30 protein-coding genes are annotated in these 24,566 nt (G+C 69.1%); 19 read left to right on the plus strand and 11 right to left on the minus strand.

Annotated features, from left to right (window positions below):
• Positions 1–77: 77 nt before the first annotated feature.
• Complete coding sequence (locus ACOZ4O_RS04280) at positions 78–1,577, minus strand: cryptochrome/photolyase family protein (RefSeq protein WP_424524074.1); 1,500 nt, start codon at positions 1,575–1,577, stop codon at positions 78–80.
• A gap of 79 nt (positions 1,578–1,656) precedes the next feature.
• On the opposite strand from ACOZ4O_RS04280, the gene ACOZ4O_RS04285 reads away from it, so the two are divergent.
• The 5 genes from ACOZ4O_RS04285 to ACOZ4O_RS04305 all read left to right on the plus strand — a co-directional run bounded on the left by ACOZ4O_RS04285 (position 1,657) and on the right by ACOZ4O_RS04305 (position 6,343).
• Positions 1,657–2,289, plus strand: a complete 633-nt coding sequence (locus ACOZ4O_RS04285) for a uracil-DNA glycosylase family protein (RefSeq protein WP_424524075.1) — start codon at positions 1,657–1,659, stop codon at positions 2,287–2,289.
• 32 nt (positions 2,290–2,321) lie between these two features.
• On the plus strand, positions 2,322–3,293 hold the full coding sequence (locus ACOZ4O_RS04290; protein WP_424524076.1) for an MBL fold metallo-hydrolase: 972 nt from the start codon (positions 2,322–2,324) through the stop codon (positions 3,291–3,293).
• A gap of 153 nt (positions 3,294–3,446) precedes the next feature.
• Positions 3,447–4,682 (plus strand): M20 family metallo-hydrolase, encoded by a 1,236-nt coding sequence (locus tag ACOZ4O_RS04295; RefSeq protein ID WP_424524077.1) that lies wholly within the window; start codon positions 3,447–3,449, stop codon positions 4,680–4,682.
• 31 nt (positions 4,683–4,713) lie between these two features.
• Positions 4,714–5,664 carry a mechanosensitive ion channel family protein gene (locus ACOZ4O_RS04300; RefSeq protein WP_424524078.1) on the plus strand — a complete coding sequence of 317 codons (951 nt, stop codon included), beginning with the start codon at positions 4,714–4,716 and terminating at the stop codon, positions 5,662–5,664.
• A 25-nt stretch (positions 5,665–5,689) separates the two neighbouring features.
• Entirely contained in the window at positions 5,690–6,343 is a 654-nt protein-coding gene (locus ACOZ4O_RS04305; RefSeq protein WP_424524079.1) for an O-methyltransferase, read from the plus strand.
• On the opposite strand, the gene ACOZ4O_RS04310 is transcribed toward ACOZ4O_RS04305, so the two are convergent.
• A complete protein-coding gene (locus ACOZ4O_RS04310) occupies positions 6,340–7,116 on the minus strand; it encodes a hypothetical protein (RefSeq protein ID WP_424524080.1) in 777 nt (258 codons plus the stop codon). The genes ACOZ4O_RS04305 and ACOZ4O_RS04310 overlap by 4 nt on opposite strands.
• 63 nt (positions 7,117–7,179) lie before the next feature.
• Entirely contained in the window at positions 7,180–7,401 is a 222-nt protein-coding gene (locus tag ACOZ4O_RS04315; RefSeq protein ID WP_424524081.1) for a DUF7543 family protein, read from the minus strand.
• Between the two features lie 78 nt (positions 7,402–7,479).
• Between ACOZ4O_RS04315 and ACOZ4O_RS04320 the strand changes: the two genes are divergently transcribed.
• From ACOZ4O_RS04320 to ACOZ4O_RS04330, 3 genes are read left to right on the plus strand one after another with little or no spacing between them, the layout of a single operon-like run.
• Positions 7,480–7,857 carry a tautomerase gene (locus tag ACOZ4O_RS04320; protein WP_424524082.1) on the plus strand — a complete coding sequence of 126 codons (378 nt, stop codon included), beginning with the start codon at positions 7,480–7,482 and terminating at the stop codon, positions 7,855–7,857.
• On the plus strand, positions 7,850–8,773 hold the full coding sequence (locus ACOZ4O_RS04325; RefSeq protein ID WP_424524083.1) for a carbohydrate kinase family protein: 924 nt from the start codon (positions 7,850–7,852) through the stop codon (positions 8,771–8,773). The genes ACOZ4O_RS04320 and ACOZ4O_RS04325 overlap by 8 nt, the downstream gene beginning before the upstream one ends.
• Before the next feature lie 35 nt (positions 8,774–8,808).
• On the plus strand, positions 8,809–8,991 hold the full coding sequence (locus tag ACOZ4O_RS04330; protein WP_424524084.1) for a hypothetical protein: 183 nt from the start codon (positions 8,809–8,811) through the stop codon (positions 8,989–8,991).
• Here the strand turns inward: ACOZ4O_RS04330 and ACOZ4O_RS04335 are convergent.
• Complete coding sequence (locus ACOZ4O_RS04335; protein ID WP_424524085.1) at positions 8,988–9,278, minus strand: hypothetical protein; 291 nt, start codon at positions 9,276–9,278, stop codon at positions 8,988–8,990. The two genes, ACOZ4O_RS04330 and ACOZ4O_RS04335, sit on opposite strands and share 4 nt — an antisense overlap.
• A 40-nt stretch (positions 9,279–9,318) precedes the next feature.
• The gene (locus ACOZ4O_RS04340; protein WP_424524086.1) at positions 9,319–10,695 is read right to left on the minus strand and encodes an NAD(P)/FAD-dependent oxidoreductase; all 1,377 of its coding nucleotides are present in this window, start codon (positions 10,693–10,695) and stop codon (positions 9,319–9,321) included.
• A 102-nt stretch (positions 10,696–10,797) separates the two neighbouring features.
• Between ACOZ4O_RS04340 and ACOZ4O_RS04345 the strand changes: the two genes are divergently transcribed.
• Positions 10,798–10,995: a hypothetical protein gene (locus ACOZ4O_RS04345; protein ID WP_424524087.1), complete on the plus strand. Its 198-nt coding sequence runs from the start codon at positions 10,798–10,800 to the stop codon at positions 10,993–10,995.
• Positions 10,996–10,999: 4 nt separating this feature from the next.
• On the opposite strand, the gene ACOZ4O_RS04350 is transcribed toward ACOZ4O_RS04345, so the two are convergent.
• Positions 11,000–12,247 carry a Glu/Leu/Phe/Val family dehydrogenase gene (locus ACOZ4O_RS04350; RefSeq protein WP_424524088.1) on the minus strand — a complete coding sequence of 416 codons (1,248 nt, stop codon included), beginning with the start codon at positions 12,245–12,247 and terminating at the stop codon, positions 11,000–11,002.
• Between the two features lie 303 nt (positions 12,248–12,550).
• Between ACOZ4O_RS04350 and ACOZ4O_RS04355 the strand changes: the two genes are divergently transcribed.
• From ACOZ4O_RS04355 to ACOZ4O_RS04375, 5 genes are read left to right on the plus strand one after another with little or no spacing between them, the layout of a single operon-like run.
• Positions 12,551–13,273 carry a glycerophosphodiester phosphodiesterase gene (locus ACOZ4O_RS04355; RefSeq protein ID WP_424524089.1) on the plus strand — a complete coding sequence of 241 codons (723 nt, stop codon included), beginning with the start codon at positions 12,551–12,553 and terminating at the stop codon, positions 13,271–13,273.
• 25 nt (positions 13,274–13,298) lie between these two features.
• A complete protein-coding gene (locus ACOZ4O_RS04360; RefSeq protein WP_424524090.1) occupies positions 13,299–14,048 on the plus strand; it encodes a ribonuclease H-like domain-containing protein in 750 nt (249 codons plus the stop codon).
• A gap of 59 nt (positions 14,049–14,107) precedes the next feature.
• Positions 14,108–15,367 (plus strand): DUF7405 family protein, encoded by a 1,260-nt coding sequence (locus ACOZ4O_RS04365; RefSeq protein WP_424524091.1) that lies wholly within the window; start codon positions 14,108–14,110, stop codon positions 15,365–15,367.
• Positions 15,364–16,422, plus strand: a complete 1,059-nt coding sequence (locus ACOZ4O_RS04370) for a DUF7350 domain-containing protein (protein ID WP_424524092.1) — start codon at positions 15,364–15,366, stop codon at positions 16,420–16,422. The genes ACOZ4O_RS04365 and ACOZ4O_RS04370 overlap by 4 nt, the downstream gene beginning before the upstream one ends.
• A gap of 39 nt (positions 16,423–16,461) precedes the next feature.
• Entirely contained in the window at positions 16,462–17,439 is a 978-nt protein-coding gene (locus ACOZ4O_RS04375) for a deoxyhypusine synthase (RefSeq protein WP_424524093.1), read from the plus strand.
• Between the two features lie 182 nt (positions 17,440–17,621).
• Here ACOZ4O_RS04375 and ACOZ4O_RS04380 read toward each other — a convergent pair whose 3' ends face one another.
• Positions 17,622–18,242 carry a hypothetical protein gene (locus ACOZ4O_RS04380; protein ID WP_424524094.1) on the minus strand — a complete coding sequence of 207 codons (621 nt, stop codon included), beginning with the start codon at positions 18,240–18,242 and terminating at the stop codon, positions 17,622–17,624.
• A gap of 152 nt (positions 18,243–18,394) precedes the next feature.
• On the opposite strand from ACOZ4O_RS04380, the gene ACOZ4O_RS04385 reads away from it, so the two are divergent.
• On the plus strand, positions 18,395–18,718 hold the full coding sequence (locus ACOZ4O_RS04385; protein WP_424524095.1) for a hypothetical protein: 324 nt from the start codon (positions 18,395–18,397) through the stop codon (positions 18,716–18,718).
• Between the two features lie 11 nt (positions 18,719–18,729).
• Complete coding sequence (locus tag ACOZ4O_RS04390; RefSeq protein ID WP_424524096.1) at positions 18,730–18,855, plus strand: hypothetical protein; 126 nt, start codon at positions 18,730–18,732, stop codon at positions 18,853–18,855.
• On the opposite strand, the gene ACOZ4O_RS04395 is transcribed toward ACOZ4O_RS04390, so the two are convergent.
• From ACOZ4O_RS04395 to ACOZ4O_RS04410, 4 genes are read right to left on the minus strand one after another with little or no spacing between them, the layout of a single operon-like run.
• Complete coding sequence (locus tag ACOZ4O_RS04395; RefSeq protein ID WP_424524097.1) at positions 18,845–19,876, minus strand: PfkB family carbohydrate kinase; 1,032 nt, start codon at positions 19,874–19,876, stop codon at positions 18,845–18,847. The genes ACOZ4O_RS04390 and ACOZ4O_RS04395 overlap by 11 nt on opposite strands.
• A 29-nt stretch (positions 19,877–19,905) precedes the next feature.
• Positions 19,906–20,583, minus strand: coding sequence for a phosphoglycolate phosphatase (locus ACOZ4O_RS04400; protein ID WP_424524098.1), 678 nt, complete (start codon positions 20,581–20,583; stop codon positions 19,906–19,908).
• Between the two features lie 31 nt (positions 20,584–20,614).
• A complete protein-coding gene (locus tag ACOZ4O_RS04405; RefSeq protein ID WP_424524099.1) occupies positions 20,615–21,349 on the minus strand; it encodes a DICT sensory domain-containing protein in 735 nt (244 codons plus the stop codon).
• 43 nt (positions 21,350–21,392) lie between these two features.
• Entirely contained in the window at positions 21,393–22,487 is a 1,095-nt protein-coding gene (locus tag ACOZ4O_RS04410) for a M24 family metallopeptidase (RefSeq protein WP_424524100.1), read from the minus strand.
• Positions 22,488–22,597: 110 nt separating this feature from the next.
• On the opposite strand from ACOZ4O_RS04410, the gene ACOZ4O_RS04415 reads away from it, so the two are divergent.
• The 3 genes from ACOZ4O_RS04415 to ACOZ4O_RS04425 are packed head-to-tail and all read left to right on the plus strand — an operon-like array spanning position 22,598 to position 24,539.
• Positions 22,598–23,038 (plus strand): Hsp20/alpha crystallin family protein, encoded by a 441-nt coding sequence (locus ACOZ4O_RS04415; RefSeq protein ID WP_424524101.1) that lies wholly within the window; start codon positions 22,598–22,600, stop codon positions 23,036–23,038.
• A 56-nt stretch (positions 23,039–23,094) separates the two neighbouring features.
• Positions 23,095–23,343: a hypothetical protein gene (locus ACOZ4O_RS04420; RefSeq protein ID WP_424524102.1), complete on the plus strand. Its 249-nt coding sequence runs from the start codon at positions 23,095–23,097 to the stop codon at positions 23,341–23,343.
• Positions 23,340–24,539 carry an MFS transporter gene (locus ACOZ4O_RS04425; RefSeq protein WP_424524103.1) on the plus strand — a complete coding sequence of 400 codons (1,200 nt, stop codon included), beginning with the start codon at positions 23,340–23,342 and terminating at the stop codon, positions 24,537–24,539. Before ACOZ4O_RS04420 ends, ACOZ4O_RS04425 begins: the two co-directional genes overlap by 4 nt.
• Positions 24,540–24,566 lie beyond the last annotated feature (27 nt).

Here is a 24,566-nt window from a genome sequence, read left to right on the forward strand (position 1 = left end):
ACCGCGCGTCCGGAAAAAGTTACCTCTCGTAACCTACTTACCATCGGAACGCCCCGATGGTCGCGAGCGCCGACCGCTTAGAGTTCGCCCTCTGCGGCGAGCGTTCGCACGTCGTCGGCGCGCTCCCGTATCGCGTCGAGTTCCTCGCCGCGCTTGTTGTCGACGTGATGGTAGAGGCCGGCCATCCGGTAGTTGTGGCGGAGGCGGTCCTCGTGGCGCGCGAGGAAGTCCCAGTAGAGCGCGTTGAACGGACACGCGTCCGCGCCCGTCGTCGCGTCTGGGTCGTACGGACAGCCCACGCAGTGGTCGCTCATTTCGTTCACGTAGTTCGCGCTCGCCGCGTACGGTTTCGTCGTGAACGCGTCCGTACCGTAGACGCCCATCCCGACGACGTTCGGCGTCGTCACCCAGTGGTAGGCGTCGACGTACGCCGCGTGGAACCACGCGTTCAGTTCCGCGGGGTCGACGCCGAACGTGAGCGCGAAGTTCGACTGAAGCATCAACCGCTCGATGTGGTGGGCGTACCCGTGCTCGCGGACGTGGTCGATGGACTCGCCGAGACACGCCATGTCGGTGTCGCCCGTCCAGTAGAACGCGGGGAGGTCGCGGTCGTGGTCGAGTTGGTTCGCGTCCGCAAGCCCGTCCTCGCGGCGGTAGACCTGGCGCACGAACTCCCGCCAGCCCAGAATCTGTCGGACGAACCCCTCCAGGCAGTGCAGCGGAACGTCCTCGCGGGTCTCGTAGGCGTCGATGGCGCGCTCGACGACCTCGCGGGGATGCAGGAGGCCGAGGTTGAGCGCGGGCGACAGCAGGCTGTGGGTGAGCGCCCACTCGCCCGCGACGATGGCGTCCTGGTACGTCCCGAACTCCGCGAGCCGGTTCTCGCAGAAGTCCTCCAGCGCCTCCTGGGCGTCCTCCCGCGTCACCGGCCAGTCGAAGGCCTCGACGTCTCCCCACGCGTCGTACTCCTCGGAGACCGCCGCGATGACGCGCTCGGTGGTGTCGTCGGGCGGAAATCGGACAGGCGCGCGGACCTCGTAGTCGTCGGGCGGTGTCTCGCGGTTCCGTTCGTCGTAGTTCCACTGGCCGCCGAGCGGGTCGCCGTCGTCCATCAGGTAGCCCGTGCGGCGGCGCATCCACCGATAGAACTCCTCGTGGGAGAGGTCGGCGTCGTCCCACTTCTGAAACGCGTCGGGCGAGCAGAGGAACGTCTCGTTTTGGACGAACTCCACGCTGCCGCCCGCCTCGGTCACGCAATCGCGGAGCGCGTCCGCGCCGCCACCCGCGGGCCGCATCGCCACCAGCGACTCCTCCGGGTGGTCGTCGAAGAAGGCTTCGAGGCCGTCCCGGAACGAGTCAGCGCGCTCGTAGCGCACGGTCACGCCGTCCTCGCGGAGTCGGTCGCGGAAGTGCCGCATCGCCGAGAACACGAGCGCGAGCTTCTGGCCGTGGTAGGGATGGCGGGCGGCGAACTCGCGCGATTCGACCATCAACACGCGGTCGGCGTCCCCGTCGAGGGCGCGGGAGACGGGGCCGCGGCGGGTGAGCTGGTCGCCGAGCACCCAGACAGTCGTCATACCGAGGGGTCGGACGCGTCCGGGAAAGCGTCTCCGGCCGGAGCGTGCGCGTTTTATTCTCGAACCGACTACGGCGGCTGTGGAGAACGTCACCGACCGCACGAGCAACCCCTTCGGGATGAACCCGCCACGCGAGAAGGCGGTGCCCGGGTACGGGGACGCGAACGCCGACTTCCACGTCATCGGCGACCACCCGGGCGTGCACGGCGGCGCGGACACCGGCGTGCCGTTCACCGGCACGGAGTGCGGGCTGCGGTTGCAGCGCGCGCTCGCCGCCGTCGGCCTGCTCTCGAACCCCGGCGACCGGCCGGACCTGAAGGACACCTTTCTCTCCTACCTCCACATGGCCGTCGCGGACGGCGAGCCGGACGAGGCGGCGTACCGCGACCTCGAACCGTTCTTCGACGCGGAACTGCGCGCCATCACCGCGCACGTCCTGATTCCCGTGGGGGAGCGCGCCATCGACTACGTGCTCGAACACTACACCGCCCAGCACGCCAAACACGCGCCCGTCGACCCGGACGCCCTGCACGCCACGGAACTGCTCGGCGCGGGCTTCCTCGTCATCCCCGCGAAGGACCCCTGTGAGTGGAGCGACGCGGACGAATCCGCGTTCGTCGAGGCGCTCGCGGACGTGCTGGACCACGACTACCGCCGCGAGACGGATTTGGGGCGCTTTCTCACCGGCCCCGACTCCTACCGCGTCCGCTAACTCCTTACACCCCCCTGTCGAACCCCTGGGGTATGCGACAGATCCAGCTCGGGAACACCGAGTTCGAGGGCCGGAACAGCGTCTACCTCCTCGCCGGCGACGGCCCGACGACGCTCGTCGACACCGGCGTCGGCACGGACGGCGTGTACGACCAGCTCGCGGCCGAACTGGCGGACGCCGGCTACGAGACCGGCGACCTCGACCGCATCGTCCTGACGCACTTCCACGAGGACCACGCGGGGCTCGCGGGCCGCCTGCAGCGGGAGAGCGGCGCGGACGTGTTCGTGCACGAAGCCGACGCGCCGCTCGTCGCCGGGGACGCCGACGCCCGCGCCGCGATGAACGAGCGCCAGCGCGAACTCCTCGACGAGTGGGGGATGCCCGAGGAGAAACAGCGCGAACTGTTGGACTTCCTCGATATGCACGACGACATCCGGGGCGAACCCGCGGACGTGACGCCGGTCGTGGACGGCGACACGCTCGCGCTCGGCCCGCACGAGGCCGAAGTCGTCCACCTGCCCGGGCACGCGGCCGGCCTCGCCGGCTACCTCGTGGAGCGCGAGGGCCGCCGCGAGGCGTTCGTCGGGGACGCCCTCCTCCCGAAGTACACGCCGAACGTCGGCGGCGCGGACGTGCGCGTCGAACGCCCGCTCCAGACCTACCTCGACAGCCTCGAACGCATCGAATCCCTCGACCTCGACCGCGCGTGGCCCGGCCACCGCGGCCCCATCTTCGCGCCGACGCTGCGGGCGCGCGACATCGCCGGCCATCACGCCGAACGAACCGAACGCGTGGTCGACGTGCTCCGCGACCGCGGGGCCGCGACGCCCTGGGAGGTGAGCGCCGACCTGTTCGGCGACCTGCACGCCATCCACGTCCTCCACGGGCCGGGCGAGGCGTACGCCCACCTCGACCACCTCGACCACGAGGGCGTCGTCTCCCGGTCGGGCCGCGAGTACGCGCTCGTCGCTGACGCCGACGCCGCGGACCTCCGGCTGGACTGATAAAACCCGTACTGGTAAAGCAGGCGTCGTAAGTCGGTTTGGGGGCTTTTTTGACTGCCTGCACGCCGCAGGCACTGTGCCTCTGACGTCGGAAGCCGGAGACGGCTTCCACTCTCCACTACACTCTTTGAGCCACGCGTCCGACCGTCGGGCATGGACGTGTCTCTCGACCGCTTGCGCGACGACATCGAGGCGAACGCCGCGTTCGGCGCGACCGGCGACACCGCCCGCACGAACCTGACCGGGAGCGACGCGAACCGGGACGCCCGCGACCGCCTCGTGGAGCGACTGGAGGACGCCGGCCTCGACGTGCGCGTGGACGCCGTCGGGAACATCGCGGGCCGCTGGGTGCCCGACGCCGCGGACGCGGACGCGCCGTCGGTGGCGTCGGGCAGCCACCTCGACTCCGTGCCGAACGGCGGCATCTTCGACGGGCCGCTCGGCGTGTACGGCGCGCTCGAAGCCGTGCGCGCGCTCCAGGAATCGGACATCGAACTCGCGCGACCCGTCGAGGTGGTATCGTTCACCGAGGAGGAGGGCGCGTCGTTCGCGCCGGGCTTGCTCGGGTCGTCAGTCGCCACGGGAGAACGCGACCTCGACACCGCGTTGGCGTACGAACACGACGGCCGGACGCTCGACGACGCGCTCGGCGACATCGGCTACCGCGGCGACGGCGTGCTCGACGCGGCCGCGTGGGACGCCTGGGTCGAACTCCACATCGAGCAGGGAACCAGGCTCGAATCCGCGGGCGCGGACGTCGGCGTCGTCACGGACATCACGGGCATCACGCACTGCGAGGCGGTCGTCGAGGGGCAGGCCGACCACGCGGGTGCGACGCCGATGGACGCGCGGACGGACGCGCTGACCGCCGCGAGCGAGTTCGTGCTCGACGTGGAGGACGCCGCCACCGACGCCGCCGGCGAGAACGGAACCGCGGTCGGGACGGTCGGGAGCCTGGACGTGTCGCCGAACGCGACGAACGTCGTCCCCGGCCGCGTCGAACTCGGCGTCGACGTCCGGGACGTGGAGTACGAGACGATGGACGACATCGTCGCCGCCGCCCGCGAGTCGCTCGACCGCCTCGAAGCCGAGCGCGGCGTGGAGACAGCGCTCTCGCGGCCGTTCGACGTGCCGCCCGCGCCGATGGCCGGCCGCGTACGGGACGCTGCCCGCGACACCGTGGACGCGAATGGCCTGTCGGCGCTCGCGCTGCACTCGGGCGCCGCACACGACACGATGCACGTCGCGCGCGTCACCGACGCCGGCCTGCTGTTCGCGCCGTCCGAGGGCGGGTTCTCGCACAGCCCCCGCGAGTGGACGGACTGGACGGACTGCCGGGACGCCGTGTCGGCGCTCGCCGGGACGCTCGCGCGACTCGCCGGACGGTAGGTACTTCCCGCGGGCCGCCCGAAATCGGTCCATGAACCGCCGCGCCATCGCGCTCCTGCTCGCGGCGCTCGCGTGCAGCGCGCTCGCCGAGTTCGTCCCGGCGGCCGTCGGGCCGACGGCCGAGTTCGCGGGCGTCCTGCTCGCGCCCGCACTTCGGAACGCTCTCCTCGGCGCCGCCGCGCTCGCCGCACTGGCCGCCGCGTACGCGCTCACTCTCGACACCCTGCTCTCGCACACGCGGGACCGCCGCCGCCAGCACCGCCTCCGCTCGATCGTCCGCCTCGCTTTCCTCGCCGTCGGAACCGTACTCGTGCTCGCCGTCGTCACCGAACAGTGGCTCCCCGCGCTCGTCAGCCTCGGCGTCGTCGGCGTCGCCATCTCCCTCAGCCTCCAGCAACCACTCCTCTCCCTCCTCGGCTGGGTGTACATCACCACCAAACAGCCGTATCAGGTCGGCGACCGCGTCGCCATCGGCGACTCCAAGGGCGACATCGTGGACGTGGACTACCTCGTCACGACGCTCTGGGAGATAAACGGCGACCTCGTGTCCACGAACCAGCACTCCGGCCGCCACGTCACCGTCCCGAACTCCGTCGTCCTCAGCGCGCACGTCACGAACTATTCACGCGACGAGTTCCCCTACGTCTGGAACGAACTCTCGGTGCAGGTCGCGTACGAGACCGACCTCGACTTCGCGCGCGACCGCCTCCGCGAGGTCGTGGACGACTATCTCGGCGACGAGATGGCACGGAACGTCACGCACTACCGGGAGATGCTCGCCGAGACTCCGGTGGAGATGGAGGTGAACGACCGCCCCACGGTGAACGTCACGCAGAAGGAGTCCTGGGTGGAACTACGCGCGCGCTACCTCGTGAAACCGCGCGCCGGAACCAGAGTACGGAACGACCTCTACGCGCGCGTCCTCGACGAGTTCGACGAGCACCCCGACCGCGTCGCGTTCCCGGTCGGGCGGAATCGCTAAGCCCCTCCGTCGGCGTGCCTCACGTATGAGCGACGTACTCACTGACGCCGCGTTCGACGCCGTGCGCGCCGGCAACCCCGACCAGAGCCCGATACTCGCGGAGATGACCGAGTACGGCCACGACGAACACTTCCCCATCGTCGGCCCCGACGCCGGACGATTCCTCCGCCTGCTCGCCCGCCTCGCGGACGCACGGCGCGTCTTCGAGTTCGGCTCCGGGTTCGGGTACTCCGCCGCGTGGTTCGCGGACGCCCTCCCCGCGGACGGCGACCTCGTCCTCACCGACTTCGACGAATCGAACCTCGACAGGGCCACGGAATTCCTCGACCGCGCGGGCTACGCCGACCGCTGCACGTTCGAGGCCGGCGACGCCTTCGAGAGCTTCGAATCCCACGACGGCCCCTGGGACATCGTCTTCATCGACTGCCAGAAGACCCGGTACGCCGACGCGCTCGACCGCGCGGTTCCGGAACTCCGCGACGGCGCGCTCGTCGTTGCGGACAACGTCCTCGACGGCCCCGCGTCGCCCGACGAACTCCGGCAGGCGTTCGCGGGAACCGCGCCCAGCGACGCCGCTGCCGGCATCGCGGAATACGTGGAAAAAGTGCGAGACGCGCCGTTCGAGACCGCGATAGTCCCGCTCGGCGAAGGCCTCTCGGTCAGCCGATACAGTCCTTAGTCGCGGAGCGCGAGGAACGCCGCGCCCGTCACCGCGAGCAGGCCGACGCCGAGGCCGAACCCGGGCGTGCTACCCGAGGACCCGGAGTCGTCCGAGGTCGTCGTGGTGTCCGCGGACGTGGTCATATCGGACATCGTCGTCGTGTCCGAAGTCGTCGTATCCGCGGTCGTCTGCGTGGTCGTCGTGCTCTGCGTGGTCGTCTCGTCCGTGGTCTGCGTCGTAGTCGTCTGCGTGGTCGTGCTCTGCTGGGTGTCCTCGACGTCGAACGTCGCAGTCGCCTCGGAGCCGCTGGACTGCGGGTTGATGTCGAGCGTCACGTTGTACGACCCGGCCTGGTCGGGGTTGACGACGTTCTCGTAGACGAGAACGACCTCGTCACCCTCGTAGAGGCTGTAACTGCCGCCGAGGTCGAACGTGAGGGTCTCGCCGTTGTTGCTGGTGGAGACGCTCGCGAGGTCGTCGCTGACGTTCACGTCGACGGCGTCGCCGGTCCGATTGTCGCCGCGGTCGATGCCGATAGTGGCGACGTCCTCGACGCTGACGTTACTCGCGGCCGCGCCGGCGTCCTGGTAGTTCACCTGGAAGCCGTTCCACGAGGAGGTGTCGACCGTGGAACCGGCGGTGAGTGTCGCGGTGTGCTGTGCGGTCTCGCCGGGCGCGCTCGGGGTCGCCGTGAGGGACGCCGCGGACGCCGCGGCGACGCCGCCGGTGAACGCGCCGGCGACGACTGTCAGTGCGAGCAACGCGGCCACGAGGCTACGTGTGTTCTTCATTGCGATACCACACAAACACGTGTCTTCTTCAAAGGCCTTCGGGCCGAAAAATAACTCCGTTGACTAATGAGAGTCGTTCTCGCGGTACTCTTCGGCACGGTCGAGCGCCGCCGACTCCGTGGGTTCGCTCGTGCGCTCGTACGTCTCGCCCTCGGGCGCCTGTTGGAGGCGGTCGTACGTCACCGCCCAGTCGCCGCCCGCCGTCTCCCGGAGGGAAACGACCGCGTAGCCGTCCGCGCGCTCCCACCGTCGTCCCGTGTGCGCCTCGACTTCCTGCCAGTCCATACCGGAACGCGGACGGCCAGTCACTTAGCCCCCTCGTCAGCCGCAGAGCTATTGGCGGCGTAGCCCTCGCTCTCGAATATGCCACTGCTCGCCGTCGACGCCGACTTCGAGATACCGGACGCGGACGCCGACGCGTTCGCCGACCGCCTCACCGCGCTCTACAGCGACCACATGGCCACCGGCACCGGCCACGTCGCCGTCGTCGTGCGCGACGACGGACACCTCTCGCTCGGCCGCGCCGTCGACGGCCCCCGCCTCTTCCTGCAGGCGGACATCCGGGAGGGGCGGTCGTTCGACCGCCGCCGGTCGTTCGCGCTCGCCGCGATGGACGACGCCCGCGACCGCTTCGGCGTCCCGGAGCCGAACCTGAAGGTCGCGTTCACCGAGCACGCCGGCGACGACCTGATGGGGTACGACCGCGTCGGCGGCGCGTGGTCGCCGGAGGAGGATGCCTGAGGTTCTCGTCGCGGGCGAGGCGCTCGTCGACCTCGTCCCCGACAGCCCCCGACCGCTCCCCGAGGTCGAGTCGTTCTCGCGGCGCGCTGGCGGCGCACCCGCGAACGTCGCCGTCGCCCTCAGCCGACTCGGCCACACCCCGCGATTCGACACCCGGGTCGGCGCGGACGCGTTCGGCCGATTCCTCGCGGACACGCTCGACGCGGAGGGCGTCGGCGACCACGTCCAGCGGGACGCCGAGCGCGACACCGCGCTCGCGGTCGTCAGCCACGCGCCCGGCGACGACTCCTTCCAGTTCTACCGCACCGACACCGCCGACTGCCACCTCGACACGGCCCGCGTCCCGGACCGCGCGCTCGACGACGCGTCCTGGCTCGTCGTCGGCGGCGTGATGCTCTCCCAGGAACCCGGCCGCACCGCCATCCGCGACCTCGTGGCGCGCGCCCGCGACCGCGACTGTCGCGTCGCCTTCGACCCGAACGGCCGCCCCGACCTCTGGGACTCGAAACACGAACGCCGCGAAGTAACGGACCGCCTCCTGTCGGAGAGCGACCTCGTCGTCACCTCGCCCGACGACCTCCCGTGGCTCCCGGACGCCGAGTTCGCGGACGCCGTCCTCTCCGCCGGCCCATCCGCCGTCGCCGTCACCCGCGGCGACGAGGGCGCGGGCCTCCTCGCCACCGACGACTCGCCCTGGGGCGACACCGCCGTCGACCACCCCGGATTCGACGCCGCCGTCGTCGACCCGACCGGCGCGGGCGACGCGTTCACCGCAGGTCTCGTCGCCGCCATCCTCGGCGAGCGGAGCGCAAGAGATGCGGTCGCCTACGCGAACGCCTGCGGCGCGGCCGCCGTCACCGCCCGCGGCGCGATGCCCGCACTCCCGACCCGCGCGGACGCCGAATCGTTCCTGTAGAAAAACAGTTATTCGGCCCGGCAGAAGTCCCACGCATGTCGGACGACGCCCTCCTGCGCTCCATCCGCCGCTGGCTGGTCGTGCTCGTCTTCCTCGTGGATATCGTCCTGCTCGCCGTCGCCGATAGCACGTCACTCACGCTGTTCGCAGTGTTCATCGGCGTTCTCCTCCTCATTCGGTTGTTCTGGTCGTTCCTCGCGATGTTCGACGACCCCTAGATGACATCGTCGGGGTCGTGGTCGGCCCGCATCCGTTGGGCTTCCGCGGCGTACTGCTCGCGCTCGTCCGCGTCGGTCACGCTCCCGAGGTTCTCGGGGGGCGCGTCGACCGCGGCCGTCGTATCCCGGTGATCCCCGAAACTGGTGAGCGCGCGCTCCTTCCGGAAGTACCGCTCGCCGTCCGGCGTCGCGTACGTCAGAATAATCAAGTTCTGCTCGTCGTCGGAATACGTGCGTTCGACCAGCCACACGCGCACGTGCTCGGTCTCGGTGTCGCTCGTGTTCATACAGAAAATCGGGGCTGTGCGCGTAAGGCCGTGTCGCCGCCTAGTACTCGTATTCGGTCTGGCGGAGCTGGACGTAGCCGCCGTTCGCGAACTTCTTCTTCGTCTTCCGGTAGCTCCGGTAGAGTTTGAGGCCGTGCACGCCGACGCTCGCGGTCTTCCGGCTGATGAGCGACCCGCCCGTGGACTTCTCGAGGATGCGTTGGGCCACGTCGAACGTCTTGTCCCAGTCGTCGGGACCGTAGTCCTTCACGACGTCCGCAATGGCGACGTTCCGCAGGAGTTCGTCGCCGATGGCTTCCTTCCACGCCTCGTTGTACTCGTGGAGCATCCCCTCGGCGGCGTACTGGCCGGCGAGCGCGCCGGTCCGCATCGCCACGTGGTCGCCGCCCTCGTGGAACGCCGACGTGGTTCCCATCGCGCCGCCGACCACCGCGATGTTCGCCTCGGTGGGCGAGTCGATTGGGCGCGTGCTCGAAATCGCGTACGTCTCCGTTCCCTTCGACTTCCCGTACCCTTCCTCGATGACGGGGAAGTCCTCCTCGATGTCGTACTCGTCCCCGTACACTTCCTCGAGGAGGCGTCGGATGTACACCTTGCCGGACGGGATTCGCTCGTCGTCCTCCCGGAGCAGGCGGTACTTCGACTTGTCGAAGTCCTCGATGTCCATCCCGATGGGCATCGTCAAACCGACGCGGCCGACGTTGTCCCGGTTCGGGAAGATCCAGGGATACGCTGTCTCGCCCGGCATCCACCCCCACCAGAACTTGATGTTGTTCCGCTCGAAGACCTCCTCCGGAATCTCTCGATATTCCTGGTAGGCGATGTGGTTCACCGTCCGCGGCGACAGCACCTCCGACGCCGCGCGCTCGGCGGGGAGGTACTGGTCGAGGACGGGCATCGTCACCTGGCGCTGCGGGCCGTCCGCGAGAATCACGTACTTGGCCTCGACTTCGCTCCCGTCCGCGAGCGTGAGCGTGTGCGACGGCTCGCCCGACAGGTCGGTGTCCACGGTCCGAACGCTCGTCCCGACGCGGTAGTCGGCGCCCGCGTCCTCCGCGCGGGAGCGAAGCCAGTCGTCGAGGCGCGCGCGGTGGAACGTGAACCCGAACTCGTCGTAGGAGGACTCGATGCCCGTCCGGTCGAGCTCCATCGTCTCGCTCGGCCCGATGAACTCAGCCTTGTCCAGGCGGTGCTGGTAGACGCCCTCCGGCATCGCGTCGACGTCCAACTCGGCGATGTCCACCCAGTAGTCGAGGAAGCCCGCGGCGTCCGTCGAATCCGGCCCCAGTTCGGGGCGGTCCGCGCGCGGCACTCCCTTCTCGAACACCACGGCGTCAGCGCCGTGCTCCGCGGCCGTTCGCGCGGCCGACGACCCCGCCGGACCGCCGCCGACGACCGCCACGTCCACTCGTTCCATAGTCCGGCTATACGAGTACGGCGTTAAAAGTATTCGAGATTCACCGTGGTCGCCGACGCGCGCACCGCGGGGTTTACGTGACAGACCACGGATACACGTAGTATGGACAAGGGGCGCGCCATCTACCGGTTCGCCGAACTCTACGTCGCGGCGCTGGTGTTCGCCGCGCTCCTCACCGCCGGCTGGCTCGCCCTCCCCAACATCACCGGCGCACCCGAACTCGCCGGCGTCTGGTTCGCCGTCGGCGGCTTCGGCGTCCTCGTCCTGTTCCTCATCGTCTTCGGCTACTACACGCGGTAACGCTTCAGGGGAACAGGCCGCGGTACTCGTGCGCGGTGGCGACGCGCTCCATCGCGATGGTGTACGCGGCGGTGCGGAGGTCGGGGATGTTCTTCTCGTCGTAGACGCCGACCATCTCGTCGAACGCCATCGTCATGCGGTCGCGGAGGTCGTCGTTCACGTCTTCGAGGTCCCACGAGTACTGCTGGGTGTTCTGCACCCACTCGAGGTAGGAGACGATGACGCCGCCCGCGTTCGCGAGGATGTCGGGGACGACGGGCACGTCGCGTTCGACGAGGACGCTGGACGCGTCGAACGTCGTCGGACCGTTCGCGGCCTCGATGACCACGTCGGCGCGCAGGTCCTCGGCGACCTCGGTCGTGATGACGTCCTCGATAGCGGCGGGGATGAGCGCGTCCACGTCCAGGCGGAGGAGGTCGTCGTTCGAGATGCGTTTCGCGTTCTCGTACTCGGAGAACGTCTTCCCGTCCGCGACGTGCGCGGCAACGTCCTCGATGTCGAGGCCGTTCGGGTCGTAGATGCCGCCGGTGACGTCGCTCACGGCGACGACGTTCGCGCCGCGCTCGGTGAGGAGTTGGGCGGCGACCCCGCCGACGTTCCCGAAGCCCTGGATGGCGACGCTCGCACCGTCCAAGTCGGCGTCGAGGTACTGGAACGTCTCCTCGGTGATGATGGTGACGCCGCGGCCGGTCGCCTCGACGCGGCCCGCGGTCCCGCCGACTTCGAGCGGTTTTCCGGTGACGACGTTCGGCACCGCGTACCCCTGGTAGACGGAGTAGGTGTCCATTATCCACGCCATCGTCCGCGCGTCCGTATTGATGTCGGGCGCGGGGATGTCCATCTCGGGGCCGATCATGCGGCGGATGCCCTCGGTGTACCGGCGGGTGAGCTGTTCGATTTCGCGCGTCGAGAGGTCCTTGGGTTCGCAGACGATGCCGCCCTTCGCGCCGCCGAAGGGGAGGTCGACGAGCGCGGTCTTCCACGTCATCCAGCCCGCGAGCGCTTCGACTTCGCCCATGTCGACGCCGGGGTGGTAGCGGATGCCGCCCTTGTAGGGGCCGCGGGAGCTGTCGAACTGACAGCGGTAGCCGTCGTACACCTCGACGTGGCCGTCGTCGTGCTCGACGGGGAGGCTGACTTTCTGCGTGCGCTCCGGGGACTGGAGGCGCTCGTAGATGTTGTCGGGGATGTCAACGTACTCGCGGGCGCGGTCCATCTGCGCCAGCATGTTGTCGAGCGGACTGTCTGCCATAGCGGTAAGGCTTACACGAACCCATAAGGGCATATCGGACCTCCGCCCGCTGTGTGAAAGAGTGACGCGGGCGGAGCATGGTAGACACCGTGCCTCTGGCGGAGCGACGACCGAGCCCATCCACGCGGCCGCTCGCGACAACGGGGTCTTTCGCGGCGGCCGCACCCGGTCAGCGCTCCACGAGTACTCCAAGGCGCCGGTGGACGTTATAGGGTCGCGATAGTCGTAGACCGTTCAGACCGTTTAACGACCGTGAACGGTCGCGGCGACAACGCTTTGAGCGACCGCGCCCGTGGTTCGGGTATGCTGAGTCGCACCGTCGGCGCGGTGGTCGAGCGCGCGCTCGACGCGCTGCCAGCGCCGGCGGCGCGCGGCGTCTCCCTCATCGCCCACAGAGGATTTGCGAGCGTCAACCCCGAGAACACCACGCACGCCGTGACGCGGAGCACGGGCGCTGACGCGGTCGAGGTGGACGTGCGGCGCGCGGCCTCGGGCGAGGTCGTGGTGTGTCACGACGCGACCGTGGACCGCGTCACCGACGGCACGGGCCGGGTCGAGCGATTGAGCGCGCGAGAACTCGACGAGCTCTCCGTCCACGACAGCGGCGCGGGCGTTCCGACGCTCGACGCGCTCCTAGACGCCGTACCCGACCGCGTGGCCGTGAACGTCGAACTGAAGGAGCGCGGCCTCGGCAGCGACGTTGACGCCGCCGCCGAGCGCGTGGAAAACGACGTGTGGGTGTCCGCGTTCGACCCCGTCGCGCTCCGTGACTCCGCGCTCCCGCGCGCACTCCTGTTCGCCAAGAATCCGCGAGGGAACCTCGCCGTGGCTGACGAACTCGACTGCGTCGCCGTGCATCCGAGCGTCGCGCTCTGTCTCGGCACGCGCACCGTCCGCCGAGCGCACGAGCACGGGTTCGACGTGAACGCGTGGACTATCGACGCGCCCGGTGTCGCGTGGGCGCTCGCCCGCCAGGGCGTAGACGGCGTCATCGCCGACCGGCCGAGCGTCGTGCGTCAACCCTAAATCCGGGACTCGCCCAGAAAGTGGTATGCGAATCGAGAACTCGTTCATCGCCGCCGACGGCGTGGGCGAGAAAACGGAACGACGCCTCTGGCAGGACGGCGCGACCCACTGGGACGAGTTCGACCCCTCACTGGTCGGCGAGAAGACGGGCGACCGCATCCAGTCCTACATCCGGGACGCCCGCCGCGCGCTCGACGACGGCGAGTACCGCACGCTCGCGGAGACGCTTCCCTCGGGCAGCCTCTGGCGGCTCTACGAGAACATCCGGGACGACACCGCCTTTTTCGACATCGAAACGACGGGGCTGGACGCCGCGACGAACGACGTGACGACGGTGAGCGTCCACCGCGGCGGCGACACGACGACGCTCGTGCAAGGTCGGGACCTCACCGTGGACGCGCTCGAACGCGAACTCGCGGACGCGTCGATGGTCGTCTCCTTCAACGGCAAGCGCTTCGACCAGCCGTTCCTCGAATCGAACTTCGACCTCGACCTCGACACGCCCCACCTCGACCTGATGTACCTCTGCAAACGACTCGGTCTCTCCGGCGGCCTCAAGTCCATCGAGCAGGACCTCGGCGTCGGCCGGGAGGGCGTGGAGGACGTGGACGGCCGGGAGGCCGTTCGGCTGTGGAAGCGCTACGACCGACATGGGGACGACGCCGCGCTCGACCGCCTCGTGAAGTACAACCGTCTCGACACGGAGAACCTCCGCATCATTCTCGACGACGTGACCGGCCGCCTGCACGACGACGTGTTCGCCCCGCACGTCTGATTCCCGGTTTCGAAGAACGTACCATACCCGCCTTAGGGCCGTCCGCCGAACTACTGGGTATGTCTCAGGACCGACGCGGTATTCCGCGACGGGAGTTCGTGAAGTCCGCGGTCGCCATCGGCGGCGCGTCCGCGCTCGCGGCGTGTCTCGACCGCTCCCCGGGCGCGATTCCCACGGGCGCGGACGACCTCTCCGCGCTCCCGGAGCGCCAGCACGCGTGGAACGACGCGCTCGCCGTCGACGACGCCGGAAACGCCCTGAACGCCCGCCATCACGCCCTCCTCCTTCTCGACTACACCGGCGACGGCACGCCCAGCCAGAGCGACCGCGAGACCGTCGAGTCCGCGCTCCGGTCGCTCGAACGCGCCTACGAGCGAAGCAACGAGGGACTGCTGTTCACGCTCGGGTACTCGCGGGCGTACTTCGACCGGTTCGACGCCGCGCCCGAGGGCGTCGACCTCCCGCGGCCGGAAGCGCTCGCGCCGTTCGAGGACCCCGACGCGGACACGCCGGACGCCGTCCTCCACCTTGCGAGCGACCGCGGGGACGCCCTCCTCGGCGCGGAGGAAGCGCTCCGCGGAAACAAGTCAGAGGCGAACGGCGTCGAGACGACGAGCTGGGACGGCGTGTTCTCGGTCGCGGACCGCCGCACCGGCTTCGTCGGCGACGGATTACCCGCGGAACACGACGACGTATCCGGCGTCCCAGAGGGCACGGTGGACGAGGACTCCCCGCTCTACATGGGGTTCAAGTCGGGGTTCCGGGGCGCGCAGGCGACCGAGGACCGCGTCACCATCGAGTCCGGGCCGTTCGCGGGCGGCGCGACCCAGCACGCGAGCTACATCGAACTCAACCTCGACCAGTGGTACGAGCAGGACTCGCGCTATCAGCGCGTCGCAAAGATGTTCTGTCCCGCGCACGCGGAGAACGACCGCGTCGAGGGCGTCGGCGAGAACCTCGGCGCGAGCAGCGCGGTCGGCGCGTGCGAGGACCCCGAGAAAGCGGCGCGCGAGCAGGGCGTCGTCGGCCACTCGCAGAAGATGGAGGGCGTGCGGGAGGACGGGTCGCCGCTCATCCTCCGCCGCGACTTCGACTCGACCGACGGCGGGCGCGCCGGCCTGCACTTCGTCAGCCTCCAGCGCGAAATCGGCGAGTTCGTGGAGACCAGGGAGGCGATGAACGGCACCGACGCCGCCGAGGACTCCGCGGTCGGCCAGCGGAACAACAACGGAATCCTCCAGTACATGAACGTCGTGAGCCGCGGGAACTACCTCCTGCCGCCGCGCTCTCGGCGCGCGCTCCCGGAGGCGGAGCCGTGAACCGACGGCGCTTCCTCGCCGCCGCGGGCGCGGCGAGTACCGCGGGGCTCGCGGGCTGTCTCGACGCGCTCGGGTTCGGTCGACAGTCCTCCGCGTACGCGCCGCCGCTCGTCGAGGACCGCCCGAACGCCGTCTACTATCCGACGCACGTCGAAGGGATGAAGTCGTTCGGCATGGCGACCGACGGCCCCTACACGTGCGCGCTGACGTACAGCTACCCGCATCGGTTCTGGCTCGTCACCGGCACGCGAACGAACAAGGTCACGATTCGAAGCGAGGACTCGATTCACGTGATGCCCGTTGTCTGGCACGAGGAGACCGGTATCGTGCCACCAGCGGCGAACCCGAGCGTGGAGTTCGCGCTCCCGGACGGCGAGGAATCCGTGCCGTCGGTGTCGCCGTGGCCGATGATTTCGCAGCCGATGGGCGTTCACTTCGGTGACAACGTCGCGATCCCGCGGAACGGCGACTACACCGCGACCGTCACCGTCGCGTTCGGGTCCAGCAAACGCACCGGCGTGCTCGCGGACGCCCCGGACAGCGCCGAGTTCGAGTTCGAGTTCACGTATCTCGCGGAGCGCGTGGACACCATTCCGTACCGAACGCTCGACAACGCGGGCGAGCGCGGCGCCGTCGAACCGCACGACATGAAAGTGCCGACGAACCAGCTCGCGCCCGAACCCGACCTCCCCGGCACGCTGCTCGCGTCGGGAACGAGCGGCGACGCCGCCGTTCCGGTCGTCGCCGTCGACGACGCGGCGCGGTTCGGCGGCCGCGAGTCCGACAGCTACCTCGCCGCCTCCCCGCGAACGCCCTACAACCGCTTCCCGCTCCCGATGGCGTCCGTCTCGGCGCGCGCGACCGCGGGCGGCGACGTGGTTCACGACGGCGCGCTCACCGCGACCCTCGACCCCGACCTCGGCTACCACTACGGCGCACCCGTCTCGGAAACGCCGGACTCGGTTACGATATCGTTCGACGCGCCGCCGCAGGTGGCGCGCCACGAGGGCTACGAGACCGCGTTCCTCGACATGCCGTCGGTGCGCACGAACTAGTTTCAGGGAGTTCAAGCCCTTCGACGCGTACACTCTCGTATGAGCGACGACGACAGCCACGAGCACGTCGTCCCCGGGTCCGAGGAGGAACTGGACTCGGCGGACGTGCGCGGCTACGACTTCCGCGGCGACTTCGACTTCTTCGAGATGCTCGACGCCTACGAGACCACGGGCTTCCAGGCCACCCACCTCGCGCAGGCCGTCGACATCGCCCGCGACATGCGCGACGACGACGTGACCACCTACCTCACACTCACCTCGAACATCGTCTCCTCGGGCCTCCGGGAGACGGTCGCCTACCTCGTCCGCGAGGGCTTCATCGATGTCATCATTACCACCTCCGGCTCCATCACCGAGGACGTCATCAAGACCGCGAAGCCGTTCAAGATGGGCGAGTGGGACGCCGACGAAGCCGAACTCCGCGAGCGCGGCATCAACCGACTCGGGAACATCTTCGTCCCCTCGGACCGGTACGTCTGGCTCGAAGAGTACCTGAACGACTTCTTCGAGGACTTCTTCGCCGACGAGAAGGTTCGGACGCCCACGGAGTTCTCGAAGGAACTCGGCGAGACCCTCGACGACGAGGACTCCATCCTGAAGAACGCCGCCGACCAGGACGTCCCCATCTTCTGCCCCGCACTCACCGACGCCGAGGTCGGGAACTTCCTCTACTACTACCGCCAGGGCTACGACAGCGAGGTCGGCATCGAAATCTTGGACGACTACGACGCCCTCATCGAACACGGCCTGCTCGCCGAGGAGACCGGCCTCATCGCGGTCGGCGCGGGCGTCCCGAAACACCACGCCATCATGACGAACCTCTTCCGCGGCGGTGCGGACCACGCCGTCTACATCTCCACCGGCATGGAGGGCGACGGCTCGCTCTCCGGCGCACCGCCCGAAGAAGCCGTCTCCTGGGGGAAAATCAAGGACGACGAGACGAACTACGTCCAAATTGAGGCCGAAGCCACGCTCGTCTTCCCGCTGCTCGTCGCCGGCGCGTTCAAACGCGACTAACGCGACGTGTTGCGAAGATGGTGAAGTGATAATAGGTTCAGCGGAGACCACTCATCTTGGTTGGTTTATCTTCTCGCGCTATCCAGCACGCGCAGTCTGAGAGCTCTTGAGTAGATTGGGGCCGGAAGTGAGATAGAGAGGCTGTCTGGACCGGAACGTTGGCCTGGAAATCCGTCTCCCCCTTACGCCGGGGTTGCGGAGAGGCGGTACTGCTCGAACTCACCAGTATATACCAGGATTCGATAGTAGTCTCCCTGATACTCCACGAAACGGTAGTTCTGGAACCGATCCGGGAATGTCTCACTGCCATACCACGCCGATTCGTTCCCGGTCTGTGCATCCGTGAACAGGCGTTGTGCACGCTCTGAGAGGTTGCTGTACGCGACTACTGTACTCGTGTTCTCGACCTCGGACGCGTTCACGCGTGAGCCGTTTGCGAGTTTGTACTGAGCGACCGCTCCCACGAACTCCCAAGACACGTTGTAGACGGTCCCCTGGTACTGGAGCGTTGACCAGTTCATGCCGGGAGCGAGGTCATCGTTAAGGTTAGTGCGGAGCGCGGTCGCCTCCCCGTCTTCAATCGCCTCCATGGCGAACGCCTGCGACGCGTTTGAGAGGCTTTGGAACTCCCGCGGTTCTGCCTCCTGAGTAGTCGTGTCCGTCTGCGATGGCGTCGTCGTGTCGGTTACATCAGTCGTGTCGGGAGTGGGTTGCGGGCTCGTTGTTCCCGATGAACCTATGCCACTACAGCCTGCGAACGCCACCAGAGCGGCCACACCCAAAACAGCGAGTCGAGACTTCATACGCGAATCCTGAATCCAGCCTTGCAAGTGTCTTGTGTCGAATATAGTCTGAAATAATAGAAACGGGGAGCCATTAGCAGCCCTATTCTGTATCGTCGTATGTGGTGTATGGTGCGTAGCGTTTTCGGTGGTGGCGTTCCACACGCCGCGTGATGGCTGCGCGACCACCGATGAACGACGAGGGAGAGGAACCGGACGCGGTGACGTTCGGCATCGCGGCGGTGGACGAACACCTCGGGGACGTGGACTGGCCGGCGACCGCGTCGGCGGTCGTCGCGGCGACCGGCGACCCCGAAATCCCGTACGAGGCGAGCGGGCGGACGCTCGCGCTCTCCGCGGCGCTGGACGAAACCGGACGGGAGCGCTTCGAGTCGCGCCGCGACCTGCTCGACGCACTCCACCCTGTGTTCGAGGAGCACCGGCAGTCCGCGGGGCCGGGCATCCTCGCGTGGATTCGGAACGCCCTGCCCGTGTAACCGTTCTCGCTATGACTGTCGTCGATATCGAGTGCCCGGACTGCGGGCGTGTCGCGTCGGTGCAAAAGAACGGAATCGGCCAGTACCGCTGTGGCGAGTGCGGGCGGGAGTTCTCGCGGGACGACCTCAGTCGATGAACGCGCGGAGCGCATCGGGGTCCGCGGTTTCGCCGCGGAGCGCGTAGTGGGCGGCGCAGGCGTTCGCGAGCGCGAGCGACTCGACCCACGAACCGTCGGCGGCGCGGCCGTGCGCGAGACCGGCGCTGAATCGGTCCCCCGCGCCGGTGTAACGGACGGGGTCGCTCGTCGGTTCGTTCGGCACGAAGGCGAGCAGGTCGCGGGTGGCGGCGACGGCCTGCTCGACCTCGTGCACGACGAACGCGTCCACGCCGAGCGCGTCCCGGACGACGCGTGCGAGGGAGTCATCGTCCTCGTAGCCGGCGTCGAATTCGCCGGAGTCGTCGAATGCGTCCGCGAGGACGCGGGTTTCGGCGCGGTTCGCGCTCACGACGACCTCGTAGCAGTCGGTGAGCGCACCGAGCGCGTCCGCGAACCCGGGAATCATTGCGGGGTCGGTGACTGTCACGTCGCCGGGGTCGACGACGAGCACGCCGCCCTGGGGGTCGCGCTCGCGGAGTTCGCGGAGCGCGTCGGTCGCGTGCGGGAAGGACGCCCAGTTCGTCCACACCACCGCGTCGGCGGTGAGCGCGGCGTCCACGTCGGCGAGCGCGCGTTCGAGCGTCTCGAACCGCCACGTCTCGATGCCCGTGGACTCCTCGGTGAGCATCACGGCGTCGGACTCGAACTCGTAGACGTCCACGTCGGCGGGCGCGCCCATCGAGTGGGTCTCGAACGGGAGCGTTTCGAAGATGTCGTGGTCGAGATGGCCGGCGAGCGTGGTTCGGTCGCCGAGCGCGTGGAACTGGCGGGCGGCGTTCACCGCCTGGCCGCCGGGGTCGGTGGTTTGGTGGTCGACGTAGAACGACTTCGCGTCGCCCGCGGCGATGCGGCGGCCGAACGACTCGCGCGAGCGCACCGCGCCCGTCGGGTCCTCCACGGTGTACCGGCGGTCCACGCTGCCGTCGGGGAGCGCCGTCGCGGTGACGGACGCGTCCAAGAGCGGGCGGGCGTCCGCGAGGCGTCCCGTGCGTTCGTCCATACGCGTCTCCGGGGCTCGGGCGGGGTTAACTATTCGGCCAGCACGGCGTCCAGCGCGTCGAGGAAGCCGTCGGCGTACGCGCCCGCGACGACGTGGTCGGCGGCTTCCTTCGCGGCGTCGTCGGCGTTCGCGACGGCGTACCCCCGACCCACGGCTTCGAGCATCTCCACGTCGTTCGCGGAGTCGCCGACGGCGACGAACTCGTCCATGGTGTAGTCGAGGTCGGCGACGAGCGACGCGAGCGCGCGACCCTTGTGCATTCCCGGGGACTTCACGTGGTACGCGAATCCCGTGTCGACGACGTGGAGGCCGTGCTTTTCGGCGATTTCGCGCAGCGGCGCGAGCGGCTGGTCGCGGCTCACCGCGACCTCGGTCTCCCGCCAGCGGTTCACGAGGTCGACCTCGCCCCAGCCCAGACTGTGGCCGCGCGCGACGTACTCGTCCACCACGTCCTGTGCGGCCTCGCGGTCGCCGTGGAAGTGGAGGCGATCACGGTCGCGGTCGTAGGAGACGCCGCCGTTCTCCGCGACGACGCGCTCCGGCACGCCGACGAACCCGCAGAGCGCGACCGGGTACGGGAGCGCCTTCCCGGTGGCGATGACGACGGGGGCGTCCCAGTCGCGGAGCACGTCGAGCACGCGGGCGTCGATGGAGCGGTCGGCGCGGCTGAGCGTCCCGTCGATGTCGACGGCGAGCGGCGGAACCATACCGAACCCTGGCGCGACCGCGAGAAAAACCCTATGCGCCGAGGCCGCCCGCGTGGACGTACTCGAGGAACTCGTCCACGATACGGGCGTTGTACGTCCAGAACCCGTGGAACGTCTCGTCCTCCCGTTCGTGTGCGATGAGCGCGAGTTTCCGCGCGTCCCGGCCGTCCCCGTCGTACGCGACGAACCACGACTCCCGGACTTCCTCGGTGTCGTCGGTGTGGAACGTGATGTCGAGTTCCTGCTGGGGTTTCTCCCAGTCCGGGAGCCCGTACACGTGCACGTCGAGGCCGCTGTCCGAGAGCTGGGTGTAGACGTTCCACTGGTCGTCCATCTTCGAGAGCGACTGGAAGCCGACGCGGAGTTCGCCGTGGCCGACGTTGTACGCGGCCACCTCGACCTCGCGGGACGCGATTATCATGCTCCGCTTGTTGAAGGACGTGAACGTCGTCGTGTCGTCGTGTTCGAGCACCGCGGGGTAGCTGTCGCGGTCGAAGTCGGGGTCGGAGAGGAGGCCCGACTCGAACGCGACGACAGAGTCGACGTCGTCGAGGTCGCTCGCCGCGACCACGTCGCCGTCGTCGTGCAGCACGGCGAAGTTCGTAGGCGCATGCTCGCCGCGTGATTCCGCGACGGTCACGGTGACGCGCTGCGGGCCGAAATAGCCGCGCAGGCGGTCGACGACACTCTCGTCCGCGGGGTCGTAGACGGTGAGCGTTCGCCCCTCGCTCTCCACGCGTTCGACGAGCGAGCGGATAGAGTCCATCACCACGGTGGTAGTTCGAGAGCCGTATAAATCCGGGGGCTCGTCACGGCCGCCAGTCTCGCGTCGTGTGATTCAACCGCTCACAGCCGTCCGGCGTGACGACGACGAGGTCCTCGATGCGGACGCCCCACTCGCCCTCGCGATAGACGCCGGGTTCGACGCTGAACACCATTCCCGCTTCGAGTTCGCGGTCGTTCCCCGCCACGATGTACGGTTCCTCGTGCACGTCGAGACCCACGCCGTGACCGGTCCGGTGAACGAACTCGTCGCCGTAGCCCGCGTCCGCGATGACCGAACGGGCCGCGGCGTCGATGTCCTCGCAGGTCACGCCGGGTTCGACGAGGTCGACCGCGGCCTGCTGCGCCGCGCGCACCGTCTCGTGCGCCTCGACGTACGCCGTAGGCGGGTCGCCGTCGAACACCACAGTACGAGTCTGGTCGCTCGGATAGCGGTCGATTCGCGTCCCGAAGTCGAACACCACCGGGTCGCCCGGTTCGATTTCGCGCTCGCCGTGATGGTGGTGGGGGAGCGCGGCGTTCGGCCCGGACCCGACGATGGTGTCGAAGGATGTGCCGTCGCCGCCGTGCGCTTCGAGGCGGTCCTCGACGTACGCCGCGAGGGCGGACTCGGTCATCCCGACGGCGTCCGCGCCGAGCGCTCGTACGTCCCGCATCGCGGCGTCGGCGGCCTCGCTCGCCCGGCGGATGGCGTCGAGTTCGGCGTCGTCCTTCCGCACGCGGAGCGCGGACAGGACATCCGTGGCGAGGCCGAAGTCGGCGTCCGGGAGCGCCGTCCGGAGGTCCATCGAGAACCGCGCCCACATCGTCTCGTCGAGGAGGACGCGCGACCCGATGTCGAGGTCGGCGGCGACCTCGCGGACGTGTTCGATTGGGTCGTCGCCGTCGCTCCACGTGTACACGTCCGAAACCCACGTCTCGGCGCGCAACTGGTCCTCGTAGAGGGCGGGCGCGAGGAAGGCCGCGTCGTCGGGCGTGACGAACAGGAAGAAGTGGCGCTCGCCCGGGGTTTCGTGGAAGCCGCCGAGGTAGTAGAGGTTCGGACTCGGGAAGAGGGCGATGGCCTCGTCCGCGTCGAGACGGTCTTGGCAGGCGCGGGTGCGGCGCTCGAAGGGCGTCATGGCCACGGCTTCGGAGGCCGCCACCTAAATCCGCCCGACCGGCGACGAGCTATCTCGTGCCACGTCAACTATAAATCCGCTGGGCGCCTTTTCAAGGGTGGTGAACAGTGATGAAAAGTAGTCCCTTCGACGAGATGGACCGCATGTTCGAGCAGATGGACCGCGCGTTCGACGACGTGCGTGCGCGCTGGAACCGCAGCGACGGTGCCGACGGAGCCGTCCCCGGGCTCGCGGGCGGTCTGACGCACGACATGAGGCACGGCCTGACGCACGACTGGCAGACCACGGACGACGCCCACACGCTCGTCGTCGACCTCCCCGGGTTCGAGCGCGAGGAACTCGACGTGTCCGTGGCGGACGGCGCCGTCGTCATCGACGCTGAACACGAGGCCGACGCGGAAACCGGTACGCGCGGACGACGCGTCCACGAGCGCCTCAGCCTCCCCGCCGACGCCGAGGTCGACGACGTGCAGGCGACCTACCGGAACGGCGTGCTCGAACTCGCGTTCGGCCGCACCCACGAATCCGGCCGCCGCATCGACATCGCGTAGGCATCCCGACGCCGTCGGTCGCTACGCTTTTTCCCTCGCGCGTGGAGAGGTGACGTATGTCGATTCCCTCGTCCCTCGCAACCGCGCTGAGTTCACGCCCGAAACAACTCCTCGGCGCCGGATTCGGCCTCCTCGGCACGGGCCACTTCGCGTTCTGGACGCAGTCCTCCACCGCGCTCTCCGACGCCCTCGCCGCCGGTGACTACGCCGCCGCGCTCACTCCGCTCTCCGAGTACGCCGCCGGCCACCCCGCCTACCTGCTCGCCGTCGTCGCCGGCATCGCGCTCCTCGCGTGGGCGCAGTGAGTACGAGCGACTCCTCGCGGAGCTGGCGCGGCGTCACCGCCGTCGCCGCCTGGCAGGTCGTCGCGTCCGCCGCCTACTACGCCGTGTTCGCCGCGACCTCGTCGTTCCGCGACACCTACGGCCTGAGCGGGTTCGAGGTCGGCCTCGTCGTCTCCGTGATGACGCTCGGCTACACGCTCTTCCTCTTCCCGATGGGCGCGGTCGTGGACGCGTACGGCGACCACCCCGCGATGGTCGGCGGGCTCGTCGGCCTCGCCGCGGGCGCCGCCGGCGTCGCGCTCGCCGGCGCGAACGTCCCGTTGGTCGGCACGTACGGCGGCCTGCTCGTCGCCGTGTTCGTCCTCGGGAGCGCGTACGCCACCGGGATGCCGGCGACGAACCGCGCCGTCGCCAGCCGCGCCCCGCGCGGCCGGTACAACCTCGCCGTCGGCCTGAAACAGGTCGGCGTCACCGCTGGCAGCGCCATCAGCGCCGTGTTCGTCACGAACAACGTCCTCGTTCCGACGTGGCCCGCGAGCTTCGCCGTCATCGCCGGCGTCGGCTTCCTCGCCGCCGCCGTCTACGCGCTCACGTTCGACGGCACGGGCGGGAGCGGCCGCATGGAGTTTCCCGACGTGCGCGCGCTCGCCGCGAACCGCCTCCTGCTCGTCCTCGTCCTCTCCGGGTTCTTCCTCGGCGCCGCCGTCTACACGCTCACCGGCTACACCGTCCCCTACCTCGAGGACTCCACGGCCGCGACGACCGCGGTCGCGGGCACCGTCCTCGCGATGATGCAGGTGTCGGGGAGCGCCGGCCGCATCGGCGCCGGCAGCCTCGCGGACCGCGTCCCCGGAACCGCCGCCCGCGCCAGCCTCCGCGTGCTCGCCGTCCAGATCGTCGGCGCCACTGTGCTCCTCCTCGTTCTCCCCGCCGTCCGCGGCGTCACGATGCTCGTCGTGTTCGCCGCGCTCGGCCTCACAATCCTCGGATTCCCTGGACTCTACCACGGCGCTGCGACCGCGCTCGCGCCCGACGGGAAGGCCGGCGCCGCGAGCGCCGCCGCCCAGATGAGCCTCAACATCGGCGGCCTGCTCGCCCCGCCCCTGTTCGGACTGGTCGCGGACACTGCCGGCTACACGACGGGCTGGCGCCTGCTCGGCGTCGGCGTCGCCGCATCCACCGTCATGGTCGTCTTCGCGCTCGTCCGCTACGACTAGCGGCGACAACTATTACCGACCGCCGGC

Origin of the sequence: Salarchaeum japonicum (genome assembly GCF_049705945.1) — an archaeon.
GTDB classification, from domain to species: domain Archaea; phylum Halobacteriota; class Halobacteria; order Halobacteriales; family Halobacteriaceae; genus Salarchaeum; species Salarchaeum japonicum_A.

Bases quoted from the DNA above. Each gene is read 5' to 3' on its own strand.
- ACOZ4O_RS04280 (WP_424524074.1), bottom strand. From the start codon at position 1,577: ATGACGACTGTCTGGGTGCTCGGCGACCAGCTCACCCGCCGCGGCCCC.
- ACOZ4O_RS04290 (WP_424524076.1), top strand. From the start codon at position 2,322: ATGCGACAGATCCAGCTCGGGAACACCGAGTTCGAGGGCCGGAACAGC.
- ACOZ4O_RS04295 (WP_424524077.1), top strand. From the start codon at position 3,447: ATGGACGTGTCTCTCGACCGCTTGCGCGACGACATCGAGGCGAACGCC.
- ACOZ4O_RS04300 (WP_424524078.1), top strand. From the start codon at position 4,714: ATGAACCGCCGCGCCATCGCGCTCCTGCTCGCGGCGCTCGCGTGCAGC.
- ACOZ4O_RS04305 (WP_424524079.1), top strand. From the start codon at position 5,690: ATGAGCGACGTACTCACTGACGCCGCGTTCGACGCCGTGCGCGCCGGC.
- ACOZ4O_RS04310 (WP_424524080.1), bottom strand. From the start codon at position 7,116: ATGAAGAACACACGTAGCCTCGTGGCCGCGTTGCTCGCACTGACAGTC.
- ACOZ4O_RS04315 (WP_424524081.1), bottom strand. From the start codon at position 7,401: ATGGACTGGCAGGAAGTCGAGGCGCACACGGGACGACGGTGGGAGCGC.
- ACOZ4O_RS04320 (WP_424524082.1), top strand. From the start codon at position 7,480: ATGCCACTGCTCGCCGTCGACGCCGACTTCGAGATACCGGACGCGGAC.
- ACOZ4O_RS04325 (WP_424524083.1), top strand. From the start codon at position 7,850: ATGCCTGAGGTTCTCGTCGCGGGCGAGGCGCTCGTCGACCTCGTCCCC.
- ACOZ4O_RS04330 (WP_424524084.1), top strand. From the start codon at position 8,809: ATGTCGGACGACGCCCTCCTGCGCTCCATCCGCCGCTGGCTGGTCGTG.
- ACOZ4O_RS04335 (WP_424524085.1), bottom strand. From the start codon at position 9,278: ATGAACACGAGCGACACCGAGACCGAGCACGTGCGCGTGTGGCTGGTC.
- ACOZ4O_RS04340 (WP_424524086.1), bottom strand. From the start codon at position 10,695: ATGGAACGAGTGGACGTGGCGGTCGTCGGCGGCGGTCCGGCGGGGTCG.
- ACOZ4O_RS04345 (WP_424524087.1), top strand. From the start codon at position 10,798: ATGGACAAGGGGCGCGCCATCTACCGGTTCGCCGAACTCTACGTCGCG.
- ACOZ4O_RS04350 (WP_424524088.1), bottom strand. From the start codon at position 12,247: ATGGCAGACAGTCCGCTCGACAACATGCTGGCGCAGATGGACCGCGCC.
- ACOZ4O_RS04355 (WP_424524089.1), top strand. From the start codon at position 12,551: ATGCTGAGTCGCACCGTCGGCGCGGTGGTCGAGCGCGCGCTCGACGCG.
- ACOZ4O_RS04360 (WP_424524090.1), top strand. From the start codon at position 13,299: ATGCGAATCGAGAACTCGTTCATCGCCGCCGACGGCGTGGGCGAGAAA.
- ACOZ4O_RS04365 (WP_424524091.1), top strand. From the start codon at position 14,108: ATGTCTCAGGACCGACGCGGTATTCCGCGACGGGAGTTCGTGAAGTCC.
- ACOZ4O_RS04375 (WP_424524093.1), top strand. From the start codon at position 16,462: ATGAGCGACGACGACAGCCACGAGCACGTCGTCCCCGGGTCCGAGGAG.
- ACOZ4O_RS04380 (WP_424524094.1), bottom strand. From the start codon at position 18,242: ATGAAGTCTCGACTCGCTGTTTTGGGTGTGGCCGCTCTGGTGGCGTTC.
- ACOZ4O_RS04385 (WP_424524095.1), top strand. From the start codon at position 18,395: ATGGCTGCGCGACCACCGATGAACGACGAGGGAGAGGAACCGGACGCG.
- ACOZ4O_RS04390 (WP_424524096.1), top strand. From the start codon at position 18,730: ATGACTGTCGTCGATATCGAGTGCCCGGACTGCGGGCGTGTCGCGTCG.
- ACOZ4O_RS04395 (WP_424524097.1), bottom strand. From the start codon at position 19,876: ATGGACGAACGCACGGGACGCCTCGCGGACGCCCGCCCGCTCTTGGAC.
- ACOZ4O_RS04400 (WP_424524098.1), bottom strand. From the start codon at position 20,583: ATGGTTCCGCCGCTCGCCGTCGACATCGACGGGACGCTCAGCCGCGCC.
- ACOZ4O_RS04405 (WP_424524099.1), bottom strand. From the start codon at position 21,349: ATGGACTCTATCCGCTCGCTCGTCGAACGCGTGGAGAGCGAGGGGCGA.
- ACOZ4O_RS04410 (WP_424524100.1), bottom strand. From the start codon at position 22,487: ATGACGCCCTTCGAGCGCCGCACCCGCGCCTGCCAAGACCGTCTCGAC.
- ACOZ4O_RS04415 (WP_424524101.1), top strand. From the start codon at position 22,598: ATGAAAAGTAGTCCCTTCGACGAGATGGACCGCATGTTCGAGCAGATG.
- ACOZ4O_RS04420 (WP_424524102.1), top strand. From the start codon at position 23,095: ATGTCGATTCCCTCGTCCCTCGCAACCGCGCTGAGTTCACGCCCGAAA.